Raw genomic sequence first — 12,858 nt, 5'->3', positions numbered from 1 at the left:
GGCATAGAAAGCTTCTCTTCTGACCAGGTGAACGGATCAACCTATCCGGTAGGCACCACGACGGTCACCTACACGGCTACGGACATCCATGGCAACATTGAAACAGCGAGTTTCACGGTGACGGTCAATGATTCCGAGAAGCCAGTGATCACCAATATTCCTGCAAACATCGAAATCAGTAATGATGCAGGTCTTTGCGGAGCGGTGGTGAGCTGGGCAGAGCCGCAAGCAGCAGACAACTGCGGCATAGAAAGCTTCTCTTCTGACCAGGCGAACGGATCAACCTATCCGGTAGGCACCACGACGGTCACCTACACGGCTACGGACATTCATGGCAACATTGAAACAGCGAGCTTCACAGTAACGGTGAACGATAGCGAGAAACCAGTGATCACCAATATTCCTGCAAACATCGAAATCAGTAATGATGCAGGTCTTTGCGGAGCGGTGGTGAGCTGGGCAGAGCCGCAAGCAGCAGACAACTGCGGCATAGAAAGCTTCTCTTCTGACCAGGCGAACGGATCAACCTATCCGGTAGGCACCACGACGGTCACCTACACGGCTACGGATATCCACGGTAATACCGAAACAGCGAGCTTCACGGTGACGGTGAATGACTTCCAGCTCCCGGTGATTACATGTCCTTCCGATATAAGTACTACAGTTGAATTTGGGGTTACAGGTAAGACTATTACATATGATGCACCAGTTACCACAGATAATTGTGGTATTTCTTCGGTTGAGTTAATTGAAGGCTTTGCAAGTGGAACGGAGTTCCCATTGGGAGAAACTATTGTTACTTATCGGGTTACTGATGTTTCTGGAAATTCTGCAGAATGTAGTTTCAGAGTAACTATTTCAGAAAGTGAAGACAATATTGATCCAATGATTAATGAGTGTCCTACAAATATTTCCGTTTCAAATGATCCCGGAATCTGCGGAGCTACAGTTTCTTGGAGTCAACCATTTGCAACAGATAATAGTGGAGTTGTAAACTTAACAAGCAACTTTGAACCTGGTTCAGTTTTCCCAATTGGTACCACAAGAGTAACTTATACTGCCACCGATGCAGCAGGTAATCAATCTACTTGCAGCTTCGATGTAACTGTTACCGACGATGAAGCTCCAGTGGTTTTGACCCGTAATCGAGCATTTGAAATTGATGCGGATCAAACTCTTGTTCTGAATCCATTAGATGTGGATAACGGCTCTACCGATAATTGTGGAATTTTGAGTTACCAATTAAGTCAAACTGATTTCACTGTTGCAGATGAAGGAGAGAATATCATCACCTTGACCTTAACTGATGTAAACGGAAATCAGGGTTCAGCCATTGCTATTGTCACAATAAGTATTAACACTATAGATCCTGGAGATTTAGATTCAGATAATGATGGATTTACTCCAAATGAAGGTGATTGTGATGACTCTGACGACACGGTTTATCCTGGTGCTCCTGAGGTTTGTGATGGTAAGGACAACAATTGTGATGGAACAATCGACGAAGGTGTACAAACTGCCTTCTATATCGATGCGGACGGAGATGGCTATGGAGATTTGAATGCTGAGGCAGTATTTGCTTGTGCCGGTCCAGAAGGCTACGTCACTGATAATTCAGATTGTGATGACTCAGACGACACGGTATATCCTGGTGCTCCTGAGCTGTGTGATGGCAAAGACAACAATTGTGATGGAACGATCGACGAAGGTGTACAAACTGCCTTCTACATGGATGTAGACGGAGATGGCTTTGGAGATGTGAATGCTGAGGCAGTATATGCTTGTGCGGCTCCAGAGGGCTACGTCACTGATAATTCAGATTGTGATGACTCAGACGACACGGTATATCCTGGTGCTCCTGAGGTTTGTGATGGTAAAGACAACAATTGTGATGGAACGATCGACGAAGGAGTACAAACTGCCTTCTTTATCGATGCGGATGGAGATGGCTATGGAGATGTGAATGCTGAGGCAGTATTTGCTTGTGCCGCAGCTGAAGGCTATGTGGTAGATAATTCAGATTGTGATGACTCTGACGACACGGTTTATCCTGGTGCTCCTGAGCTTTGTGATGGTAAGGACAACAATTGTGATGGAACAATCGACGAAGGTGTACAAACTGCCTTCTATATCGATGCGGATGGAGATGGCTATGGAAGTGAAAATGCACAACCTGAATATTTCTGCTTAGCTCCAATAGGCTATGCTGATAATAATTTGGATTGTGATGATCAGGATCCTAATAAAAATCCGGGATCACCAGAGTCTTGCTCTGATAATCCTTGTCTTGATGCCTCACCTGTAACAAGCATTTCAGGTCCACTTGATCCTATTCAAATCAACAATCCTGTTCAAGTGAATGCGTCTATTTCTGGTGAAATTGTAGAAGCAAAATGGGTGTGGGATAATGGTGATGAAACCATTCTAACGGCTCCATTTGAGAATTTTGCAGCAGAATATGCCTATTCACAGGCGGGTGTATATCAGATCCAATTGGTACTTGTAGATGTATGCGGTAATGAGTGGACAGCTTTAACAGACCTTGCTGTAATCTTTGATCCTAATGGAGGATTTATTACTGGAGGTGGATGGATTTGGTCTCCAAAAGGTGCGTATCTAAATGATCCTGATTTAGAAGGACGAGCCAATTTTGGATTTGTAGCTAAATACAGAAAAGGAAGTAATCGGGTAGATGGAAATACAGAGTTCCAGTTTAAAAATGGTGACTTGAACTTTAACAGTTCTTCTCATGAAGATATGTCTTTGGTAATTGCAGGGGCAAAAGGAATATATAAGGGAACTGGTAAAATTAATGGTGTAGAAGGCTACTCATTTATGGTGTCTGCCATCGATGGCGCTCTCAAAGAATCAACTGAATCAGATAAGTTTAGAATAAAGATTTGGGAAACTATCAGTGGAAATACGGTTTATGACAATCAGTTAGGAAGTTCTGATTTTGCGGATGCTAATACTGAAATTTCCGGTGGAAATATCGTAATCCACATGCCTGCAAAAGGCAAAAACAAATCCATTGATTCTAATGCTTTGGTAACAGTCGCTTGGAATACGCCTTTTGAAGAGCTGAAAGACTATACTTGGTCGGTAGACGAATTAGAAGAGTCCTTGGAATTTGAGGTAGAATGGAATGAAAAAGATTACGATCCTTTGACTCCTGGTATTTATCAGATCGAGGGAAGGTTGAAATCTTTGCAATATTCTTTCGCTCTCAATGAGAAAGTCAGCATGATGGTACTAGTGATGGATAAGCCAAAAGCAGTGGATATTACATTGAGCAATCCGGTGATCGCTAAAAACCAGATAAAAGGCCAGGTAATTGGTGTACTGGAAACTGAAGATCCTGCAGACAATATCCATGATTATCAGCTTGATCCGTCAATTGACTTTGAGTTAGATGGCAATCAGGTAATTTGGATTGGTAAAGGTGAACTCCGCTATGAGTACAGTATCACGGTCACAAGTATTGATAGGGTAGGACAGAGTATTTCTAAAGAAATTCGAATTTCACGAGAGATTGGAGCCAATCAAGTGGCTGTTTATCCAAATCCTGCATCCAAGGAAACTAATATCAAGGTGGATCTTAATCAGGCAAATGATGTTAGCATTCGGTTGTTTGACTCGGCGGGTAGGCTGGTCTTTGAGGAGAGTGGTTACCAAGAGCGTGGATTTATCCGAAATGTAAATCTACAGAGCCTGAGTGCCGGATTGTATCAAATTCAGGTACAGATTGGATTTGAAACAATCACAAAGCGATTGGTGAAAATAGAATAATCCAAAAGCTAACAGAAACGCAAAAGCCCCGATCTTTCGGGGCTTTTGCTATTTTTGCCTTCTGTGGAATCAATAAAGCGTCCTAAAACGGATAGTTCCGGGAATATTTTTTAGTGCCTCGATGGCATCAGCATCGTAAGCTTTGTCAATATCAGTAATTACGTACCCAATTTTCTCATTAGTCTTGAGGTATTGTCCTACGATGTTGATGTTGAAGTTGGCTAAGACTTGGTTGATTTTCGCCAAAACCCCAGGCTCATTGTGATGGATATGAATCAATCTATGCGCATCCTTCAAGAATGGCAATTGAATATTCGGGAAGTTTACGGAATTGAAGGTATTTCCCGTATTGATGTATTCCATGATTTTTCCCGGAACAAATCGGGCAATATTTTCTTGTGCTTCCAAGGTGCTTCCTCCAATATGTGGGGTAAGGATTGTATTGGGTAATCCAATTAACTCAGATTCAAAAGGTTCTTTGTTGTTTTTTGGTTCTTCTGGGAAAACGTCCACAGCACAACCACCCAAATGACCAGAAAGAATCGCGTCTCTCAAAGCAGGAATGTCAACTACGTGTCCTCTACTTAAATTGACTAAAAGAGCTCCAGGCTTCATTTTACTGATTTTCTCCTTATCAATCAGGCATTTGTTGTCTTTTCGCCCATCAACATGGAGTGAAATAACATCACAAGTAGACAGCAATTCTTCCAAGGAATTCACCTTTGTTGCATTTCCCAAGGCAAGCTTTTCAATGACATCGTAGTAGAAAACATTCATACCCATGTTTTCTGCCAAAACAGAAAGTTGAGCTCCAATATTTCCATAACCGACGATGCCGAGTTTTTTACCTCTGATTTCAAAAGACCCAGTGGCGGATTTGTCCCATTTTCCTTGGTGCATTCCCACAGACTTATCCTGAAATCTTCTCATTAAAAAGATAATTTCGGCGATTGCCATTTCTACTACTGAGCGGGTATTGGAGAAGGGGGCATTAAATACCGCAATTCCTCTCTTTTGGCATTCCTCCAGATCAATCTGATTTGTTCCAATACAAAATGCTCCAATAGCCAATAGCCTATTAGCGTTTTCCAATACTTTTTTAGTGACATTGGTTTTGGAGCGAATTCCCAAGATGGATACGCTTTGAATTTTTTCGCAGAGTTCTTCTTCACTCATGGCTCCAGTTGCCACTTCCACTTGGTAACCTTCTTCACGAAGAAGGTCTACTGCAATAGGATGTACATTCTCAAGCAGGAGAACTTTAATTCGGCTTTTTGGGTAAGAAAACTTCGTGTTCAATTTATTGATGTATAAAATTTCGTCAAAACTCGGTGCGATGTGATCTGCTTGGCTAGTCACTCTAGGTCGATGAACATTTTCTGTAAAGGCATAAAATTTATTGGCCAATCCAGAAGCTTTGATTTCATAATCGGTATAGCCATCTCCGATCACATAAATATCTCCCTCCAAATTGACATTTTTGATCGTTTCTGCTTTTCCGTTGTTTTTGGAAAGAGGATTTTCCCGATTGAAATCAATGATTTTTCCGGATTCATCATAGACAAAATCATTGGCAAAGACATTCTCCTTTTTGATTCCGTAATCCGCAACAATAGGAATGATAAAGTCCTTGAAACCATTGGATATAATGTACACATCATCAGAATTATCCTGAAACCATTCCTTATTTCTTTCAAAGGATTTGGAAACCTTTTGCTTTAGTGCTGCAATAAGATTGGAAATTTGAGATTTATCCGCCTTGAGAATATCCAGTCTTTTTTCCAAACTTTCCCGGAAGGTGATCGATCCTTCCATTCCTTTATCAGTGATGTCTTTTATAGCTTGGAGTTTGGTGGATTTTTCAGGATCTCCCTGAAGAGAAATCTCTCCTAAAATATCCAATGCTTCTACTCTGGTAAATGTACTGTCAAAATCAATGATGAATTTTTTGGTTTGAGGCATGATGCAGGGTCAATAGGTAATTTTCACTGTAAAATTAAGGGATTGTCAAAGAATCTGAAGTTTTATTGGAGGAATTAATCAAAAAGTTTTTCAAAATTGAAAAAATTGAAAATTCCCTCTGTTTTCATTTCAATCCGCTTAGGAATCAATAAATAAGATTTTTATCCATTGCGCATTTGAACTATTTTTGAAGACTAAATCAAAAAATATGAAAAAGACACTTTTCTTAGCTGTATTCGCATTGGCGGCAATTTCATTTTCCTGCAAGCAGGCCACCGAAGAATCTGTTCAGACAACTTATGAAGTAATCGGTGAAGCAGAGGTTGTACCAGGTAATTACGGAGATATCGTAAAAGAAGAGCAAATCCTGACTCCAGCCGAAATGGTTTCCAAAGTAGAAAATGAAGGGACTTTTCAGGGAAAAATTACCGGTGAAATCAAGGAAGTCTGTACAAAAAAGGGATGTTGGTTTACCATGGATCTTCCAGATGGAAATTCCATGCGAGTGACATTCAAAGATTATGGATTTTTCCTTCCTACCAATTCCCAAGGATTCCCAATCGTAATGGAAGGAGTCGCTACTTTGACCGAAACTGATGTGGAAACACTTCGTCATTATGCAGAAGATCAGGGTAAAACCAAAGAGGAAGTAGAAGCAATCACTGAGCCTAAGAAAGAAATTACTTTCGAAGCTACCGGAGTATTGATTAAATCGAAAGCTTAATGGCAATAGGGTTGGATAATCTTCGAGTCGGTAGAAAATACCGACTCATCAATATGGGAGAGGTGAGGAAGATTGAGATTATGTCAAGATTGTCTGACACCAACTTTAAAATCAAAGATTTGGATACCCTTGAATGGTATACAATCGAGGAATTACTCCGATGGGGTAGAGGAAAAGACTACGATTTAGATGAAATTTAAGAGAAGGAAGCCCTGCTTCCTTTTTTTGTGATATTTAGCACAACATATACCTTTTTCACCTCTTTAAATTCGAAAAAAAACCAATGAGCACTACCAGTTTAGGAAAAGCAATCGCCACTTGTTCCTGCCCCAAATGCCGAAATGGCAAACTTTTTCCAGTATCCGCCTTTAGCTTCAACCGTTTGACCGCAGTAAATAAACATTGTGAAGTTTGTGGAGCCAACTTGATTCCGGAACCGGGATTTTACGATGGAGCCATGTATATCAGTTATGCCTTCTCAGTGGCCTTGGTAATTACTTCCATGGTATCCGTGACAGTTTTGGTAAAAGAGCCGAAGCTTTGGATGTATATCGGTACCGTGGTTGTATTAAATATTTTTCTTCTACCCGCGATGTTGAGGTATTCAAAAACCCTCTATCAATACGCTGCAGGAAAGCTGAAATACCGGGGATTTTGAGTTTCAGAGCCTCTTTTCAAACTACTTGGTGATTTTGTTGTTGAGGAAGAGAAACTTCATTGAAACCAAAATGTCGAGTTGGATTAGAATTTTGCTGATATATTCCTTAGGAATTTTTTACACAGTAGCAGGAATTAATCATTTTGTTAATCCTGAGTTTTACCTTCCTCTGATTCCCGATTACTTTCCATTTCCTTCTGCAATTAATCTGGGATCAGGAATTCTTGAAGTGGCATTAGGCTTGGGAGTTTTGGTTTCTCCCAAAACCAGAAAAATGGCATCCTGGGGAATCGTGATCCTCCTTATCGCTTTTATTCCTTCCCATGTTTATTTTATCCAAATTGGTTCTTGTGTTCAAGAGGGACTTTGCGTACCAGAATGGGTAGGTTGGGTCAGATTAGTGGTAGTTCATCCACTTCTCATTTTTTGGGCAATCTGGGTTAGTAAGACTGGTTCCTAGTAACTTTATTCCCTATTTAAACTTCGTAATTACCTCATTTTTAGATTTTTATTATTAATTCAGTTAATATTACTAACAAAAATCAAAGATTTACAAACTTTTCCTTTTAAGCTCCCGTTAACTTAGTGAATCTGAAAAACAGGCTAGATGGAAGCTATCCTTAAAAAGATCCGAGTGGATGTCAGCGGTAATTTGTTTGTAAAAGACCCCTTCAGTTCTGATTTGGGAGTTTCTATTGTAAAAGAAGGAACTCGGTTGATTCAAGAATTGGGAATGGAGAATTTTACTTTCAAGAAGCTAGCGGCTGCAATCGGAAGCACTGAACCTGCGATATATCGGTATTTTGATAACAAACACATGTTGCTTTTATATCTAAATGCCTGGTATTGGTCTTGGATGGAGCATAATTTAGTTTTTTCTACCGCGAATCTTCAGGATCCGGAAGAGCGTTTGGGAGTTGCTATTCGGCTGATGGTAGAAGGGCCGATTTATCGTAAAAATGATTACCTGGACCCAATTCAATTGCATCAATTAGTCGTCAATGAATCCATAAAAGGATATCTTACAAAGAGTGTAGATACCGAGCATGAATCAGGAATTTTCTCTCAGGTTTACAAATTCGGTGAACGCATTTCTGAAATAATTCAAGAAATTAATCCAAGCTATAAGTTTCCGAAAACATTGGTTTCAACAGTCATGGAATCCTCTCTTTTACAAAAATTCAATTCCAAACATTTACCCGGAATGACCGAAACCAACGCTGAGGGTAGTGGTCGTTATCATTTCTTTCACCAACTTGTTGTAAAAACAATCTCCAATGCATAATTCCTCAGATCTAACTCCGACTGCCAGGTTTTTTAGTCTTTTAAAAGAGGAGAAAAAACAGGTCTATGCCATTTACTTCTATGCTGTTCTGAACGGGCTCATTACCCTTTCCTTGCCTTTGGGAATTCAGGCTATTCTGAATTTTATTTTAGGGGGAAGGATTACTACTTCCTGGGTGATTTTGGTCGTTATTGTGGCTTTGGGGGTGATTTTTGGTGGTTTCCTTCAGATTTCTCAGTTGCAGATCATGGAAAAATTGCAGCAAAGAATTTTCACCAAAGCTGGACTTTCCATTGCCTATCGCTTACCAAAAGTAAAAACCGAGATTCTTCATGGGGAATATGCTCCTGAGATCGTTAACCGATTTTTTGATTCGGTGAACCTTCAAAAAGGGATGGCAAAAATCCTGATTGAATTTTCTGCAGCCCTTCTGCAAGTGATTTTCGGTTTACTTCTCTTATCTATTTACCATCCTACTTTTATTCTTTTTGGGCTTGTTCTGATCGGACTATTGACCTTAATTTTTTATCTGACAGGACCTAAGGGAATGGAAACAGCGATGAAAGAATCTTCTTATAAGTATCAAGCGGCCTATTGGTTGGAGGAGGTTGGAAGGACTTTGAATACGTTTAAATTGGTTGGACATACCCGCCTTCCGATTTTAAGAGTGGATAAGCTACTTCAGAAATATGTGGAATTCCGTTCCAAACACTTTTCTGTGCTGATTTTCCAGTACAAGGTAATGGTCGGCTTTAAAGTACTTATTGTCACCAGCTTACTTTTGGCGGGAAGTTTACTTCTTATCAATGACCAGATATCCATAGGCCAGTTTGTAGCTGCAGAAGTCATCATTGTATTGGTCATCAACTCGGTGGAGAAGTTGATTCTATCTCTTGAAACGGTTTATGACACCTTGGTGGCAGTTGAAAAATTAGGTCATGTGATGGACTTGGATATGGAGCATCATTCCTCTAATGAAAAGGTGATCCAATCAGAAAATGGGGGCTTAAAGTATGCCATGCAGGATTTGGTTTTTCAGCCTCAAGATGCACTTTCTCCAATTCTAAAAGGAGTGAACCTTGCTATTGAAGCTGGTGAAAAAGTAGTCATAACCGGAAAAAGCGGAAGTGGAAAAAGTGCCACTCTGGCCTTATTTGCTGGTCTTTACGAGGATTATGAAGGAAAGGTTTTGGTTAATGATCTTTCTTTGGAGTACATCAATCTTGAAAAATATAGGGGGATGGTGGGAGATTTTCTGGATGTCCAGCAAATCTTCCACGGAACTATCAGGGAGAATATTCTAATCGGAAGAGATTTTGAAAATACCCAACTGGATTATCTCATTGAATTAACTGGATTGAAGGATTTTATCTATCACCTTCCAAATGGTCTGGATACCATGCTTCAACCCGAGGGAAAGGGAATTTCCAGATCTGTAGCTCAGCAGATCATTACTGCCCGAGGTTTGGTGGGTTATCCAAAAGCATTGATTATGGAAAACACCTTGCAGTTTATCAAGCCTGAATTGAAAGCTAGTTTGGTTGACTTTTTCTTCAAAGGAAGCTGGACCTTGGTTATGGTTTCTGAAGAAGAAGAGATAATTCAAAAAGCAGATAAGGTGATCCTGATGGACTCCGGTAAAGTGCTTTATCAAGGAAATTATGAGGGTTATAAAAATTTCAAAAATTAATCCGCCATGCTGAATATCACCAATAATAAAATTTTAGACTCCATTCCTTTTAGCGGATCCAAAAGTTTGATCATGACTTTGCCGCAAAAGGATAGTCAAAAGCGGGTAAGAATCCTTACTGGGGTTTTGATCGCCATGTTTTTGATGTTGTTTTTGCCGTGGACTCAGAATATCCGATCTAAGGGATATGTCACGGCCCTTCGTCCGGATCAAAGACCTCAGACCATCCATTCGATTATAGCAGGAAGAATAGAAAAATGGTACGTGGCTGAAGGGGATTTGGTGCAGGCAGGGGATACTATTTTGAGGATTTCTGAAGTCAAAGATGAATATTTTGATTCTTTGCTTTTGCCAAGAACTCAAATGCAGGTAGATGCGAAAACCCAATCTGCAAGGTCTTATGGTGACAAGGTCGGAGCCCTTCAGGACCAAATTGAAGCATTGAAAAGGAATAATATTCTAAAAATTCAGCAGGCTCAGAATAAACTCAGATCCGCCGAATTGAAGGTTCAGTCAGATTCTATTGAGTTTGAGCAGGCTAAAGTCAATTTCGATATCGGGAAATATCAGATGGAGCGGGCTGAAAAGCTTTATGAGGAAGGACTTAGATCTTTGACTGATCTGGAGGGAAGAAGACTTAAATTCCAAGAAGTACAGGCCAAGTTAATTTCCTCTGAAAACAAATTGCTCAGCAGTAAAAATGACCTGATCACAGCCATCATTGAATTGGACGCTATTGACAATGATTTCAAGGACAAATTGGCAAAGGCAGAATCGGATATGTACACAGCCATGTCCTCTCAATTTGATGCAGAGGCAACTGTAACCAAGCTGGAAAATCAGTATTCCAACTATGCTCAGCGTACGAATTATCGATACATATTAGCACCACAGTCCGGATATATAGCTAAAGCGATTCAGGTCGGGATTGGCGAGACTATTAAGGAAGGAGCTGAAATTGTAAATATCGTCCCTAATGGAGCGGACCTTGCGGTTGAAATGTATGTTCAGCCGGTAGATTTTCCCCTAATCAAGGTTGGAAATAGAGTTCGTTTCATTTTTGATGGCTGGCCAGCTATCGTGTTTTCTGGATGGCCACAGATTTCCAATGGTACCTTTGGTGGTGTGGTAGTGGCGATTGACCAATTTGCAGGACCAAATAACATGTATCGCGTATTGGTGGTGGAGGACCCAGAAGAGGATCGTTGGCCAGATTTGTTGAGAATTGGATCAGGCGCGGACGGTATTGCCTTGCTGAATGATGTTCCTGTTTGGTACGAACTATGGCGTCAGCTCAATGGCTTCCCAGCCGATTATTATACACAAGAAGAAAAGGATAAATCAGCCTCCAGTAAAAAATGAGAAATAAGCTTATAGCAGTTTTTTATTTCTTTTTCCTTTCCATAAATGCTTTTGCCCAAGATTCTTCACGTCTTGAATTTGAGCAGTTTATGGAATGGGTGAGGTTGTATCATCCTATTGCATCCCAAGCGGACCTAAACTTGAGAATGGGCCAAATGGAAGTAAGGCAAGCCCGGGGAGGATTTGATCCTATGGTTTTTGGAAACCTTGATCAAAAAGAATTTTCCGAATCCAATTATTACGACAAGCGTGAAGCGGGTGTCAAAATTCCAACCTGGATGGGAGTGGAGCTGTCCGGAACTTTCGAGCAGAATTCAGGTACTTTTCTAAACCCAGAAAACAAAGTTCCTACTTCAGGTTTGTTTGCAGCTGGAGCCTCCGTCAACTTAGGGCAGGGTCTTATCATGGATGAGAGAAGGGCTGCTTTGAGAAAAGCTCAGATTTATCAGGAGTCAACTGAAGTGGAACGCGCCAAGATGTTGAATGAACTTCATTTGATGGCGGCTGATGCGTACTGGAGGTGGTCTTTGGCCTATGAAAATCTCAAAGTCTTTCAAGAAGGAGTCGAACTAGCCACTTTCCGGTTTAAGGCCATTAAAAGAAGTTTTGAGCAAGGCGATTTCGCTGCAATTGATACGGTAGAAGCTTTTTCTCAGCTTCTAAACCGCCAATACCGACTTCAAACTGCTGAAAATATTCTCTTCGCAGTAACTCAGGAGGTGAACACTTATCTCTGGGATGAGGAAGGACAGCCTATGGCTTTAGATCCTTCGATAAATCCTCAGAGTTTGTTTGAGGATTTTCTAAACCAGCCTGAATTTGCAGAATTGAGAACTTCTGTGGTTACACATCCTGAATTGCTTTTGACTGATTACGAGTTGGCGTCCTTGGATGTGGATCGGAGACTTAAAGGACAGCAGGTTATCCCTGTGGTAAAATTGAAGTACAACTTCTTGACCGAGAATCTCTCAGAGTTTGATCAATCGCCTTTCTTTGAAAATAATTACAAATGGGGGCTTTCGGTGTATACTCCTTTGCTTTGGAGAAAATCCAGAGGAGCCATTGGGCTGACTAAAGCCAAGATAGACTTTAAGCAAAACTCCCGAGATCTAAAGGAATTGCAGCTGAGAAATAAATTGGAATCCGAACTGAATAATTGGAATGTGATCAATCAGCAAGTTTTGACCTTCCAGGAGAACGTTAAAAGTTTGGAGGCTTTGCTTCAGGGTGAAAACAGAAGGTTTGAAATAGGAGAGAGTAGCTTATTCTTGGTCAATGCAAGAGAGGTTTCTGTTTTTGATTCCAGAGTGACTTTAAATGACTTAGCATCCAAACTTCGTGTCACCTACGCTAAAGCAAGGTATGCCGCAGGTCTTGGTTTTGAATAG

10 protein-coding genes are annotated in these 12,858 nt (G+C 40.7%); 9 read left to right on the top strand and 1 reads right to left on the bottom strand.

Features of this window, described 5'->3' with window-relative positions; all coding sequences use genetic code 11:
* On the top strand, nucleotides 1-3,789 hold a 3,789-nt coding region (locus DFQ04_RS18310; RefSeq protein ID WP_166637255.1), incomplete at its 5' end, for an HYR domain-containing protein.
* 69 nt (nucleotides 3,790-3,858) lie between these two features.
* On the opposite strand, the gene serA is transcribed toward DFQ04_RS18310, so the two are convergent.
* Nucleotides 3,859-5,751, bottom strand: a complete 1,893-nt coding sequence (serA, locus tag DFQ04_RS05190; protein WP_133553355.1) for a phosphoglycerate dehydrogenase — start codon at nucleotides 5,749-5,751, stop codon at nucleotides 3,859-3,861.
* A 208-nt stretch (nucleotides 5,752-5,959) separates the two neighbouring features.
* Between serA and DFQ04_RS05185 the strand changes: the two genes are divergently transcribed.
* The 8 genes from DFQ04_RS05185 to DFQ04_RS05150 all read left to right on the top strand — a co-directional run bounded on the left by DFQ04_RS05185 (nucleotide 5,960) and on the right by DFQ04_RS05150 (nucleotide 12,858).
* The gene (locus DFQ04_RS05185; protein WP_133553353.1) at nucleotides 5,960-6,475 is read left to right on the top strand and encodes a DUF4920 domain-containing protein; all 516 of its coding nucleotides are present in this window, start codon (nucleotides 5,960-5,962) and stop codon (nucleotides 6,473-6,475) included.
* Nucleotides 6,475-6,675: a hypothetical protein gene (locus DFQ04_RS05180; RefSeq protein WP_133553351.1), complete on the top strand. Its 201-nt coding sequence runs from the start codon at nucleotides 6,475-6,477 to the stop codon at nucleotides 6,673-6,675. Before DFQ04_RS05185 ends, DFQ04_RS05180 begins: the two co-directional genes overlap by 1 nt.
* A gap of 83 nt (nucleotides 6,676-6,758) precedes the next feature.
* Nucleotides 6,759-7,133, top strand: a complete 375-nt coding sequence (locus tag DFQ04_RS05175; RefSeq protein WP_133553349.1) for a DUF983 domain-containing protein — start codon at nucleotides 6,759-6,761, stop codon at nucleotides 7,131-7,133.
* A gap of 70 nt (nucleotides 7,134-7,203) precedes the next feature.
* Nucleotides 7,204-7,593 carry a DoxX family protein gene (locus tag DFQ04_RS05170; protein ID WP_133553347.1) on the top strand — a complete coding sequence of 130 codons (390 nt, stop codon included), beginning with the start codon at nucleotides 7,204-7,206 and terminating at the stop codon, nucleotides 7,591-7,593.
* A 147-nt stretch (nucleotides 7,594-7,740) separates the two neighbouring features.
* Nucleotides 7,741-8,418: a TetR/AcrR family transcriptional regulator gene (locus tag DFQ04_RS05165; RefSeq protein WP_133553345.1), complete on the top strand. Its 678-nt coding sequence runs from the start codon at nucleotides 7,741-7,743 to the stop codon at nucleotides 8,416-8,418.
* Nucleotides 8,411-10,108, top strand: a complete 1,698-nt coding sequence (locus DFQ04_RS05160) for a peptidase domain-containing ABC transporter (protein WP_133553343.1) — start codon at nucleotides 8,411-8,413, stop codon at nucleotides 10,106-10,108. The genes DFQ04_RS05165 and DFQ04_RS05160 overlap by 8 nt, the downstream gene beginning before the upstream one ends.
* Before the next feature lie 6 nt (nucleotides 10,109-10,114).
* Nucleotides 10,115-11,470, top strand: coding sequence for an HlyD family secretion protein (locus tag DFQ04_RS05155; protein WP_133553341.1), 1,356 nt, complete (start codon nucleotides 10,115-10,117; stop codon nucleotides 11,468-11,470).
* Nucleotides 11,467-12,858 (top strand): TolC family protein, encoded by a 1,392-nt coding sequence (locus DFQ04_RS05150; RefSeq protein WP_133553339.1) that lies wholly within the window; start codon nucleotides 11,467-11,469, stop codon nucleotides 12,856-12,858. The genes DFQ04_RS05155 and DFQ04_RS05150 overlap by 4 nt, the downstream gene beginning before the upstream one ends.

This window comes from Algoriphagus boseongensis, from assembly GCF_004362805.1.
Taxonomy (GTDB): domain Bacteria; phylum Bacteroidota; class Bacteroidia; order Cytophagales; family Cyclobacteriaceae; genus Algoriphagus; species Algoriphagus boseongensis.
This window is presented reverse-complemented; position numbering and strand designations above follow the sequence as displayed.

Coding starts and splice junctions, on each gene's coding strand:
- DFQ04_RS05165 (WP_133553345.1), top strand. CDS start 7,741: ATGGAAGCTATCCTTAAAAAGATCCGAGTGGATGTCAGCGGTAATTTG.
- DFQ04_RS05185 (WP_133553353.1), top strand. CDS start 5,960: ATGAAAAAGACACTTTTCTTAGCTGTATTCGCATTGGCGGCAATTTCA.
- DFQ04_RS05160 (WP_133553343.1), top strand. CDS start 8,411: ATGCATAATTCCTCAGATCTAACTCCGACTGCCAGGTTTTTTAGTCTT.
- DFQ04_RS05155 (WP_133553341.1), top strand. CDS start 10,115: ATGCTGAATATCACCAATAATAAAATTTTAGACTCCATTCCTTTTAGC.
- DFQ04_RS05150 (WP_133553339.1), top strand. CDS start 11,467: ATGAGAAATAAGCTTATAGCAGTTTTTTATTTCTTTTTCCTTTCCATA.
- DFQ04_RS05170 (WP_133553347.1), top strand. CDS start 7,204: ATGTCGAGTTGGATTAGAATTTTGCTGATATATTCCTTAGGAATTTTT.
- DFQ04_RS05180 (WP_133553351.1), top strand. CDS start 6,475: ATGGCAATAGGGTTGGATAATCTTCGAGTCGGTAGAAAATACCGACTC.
- serA (WP_133553355.1), bottom strand. CDS start 5,751: ATGCCTCAAACCAAAAAATTCATCATTGATTTTGACAGTACATTTACC.
- DFQ04_RS05175 (WP_133553349.1), top strand. CDS start 6,759: ATGAGCACTACCAGTTTAGGAAAAGCAATCGCCACTTGTTCCTGCCCC.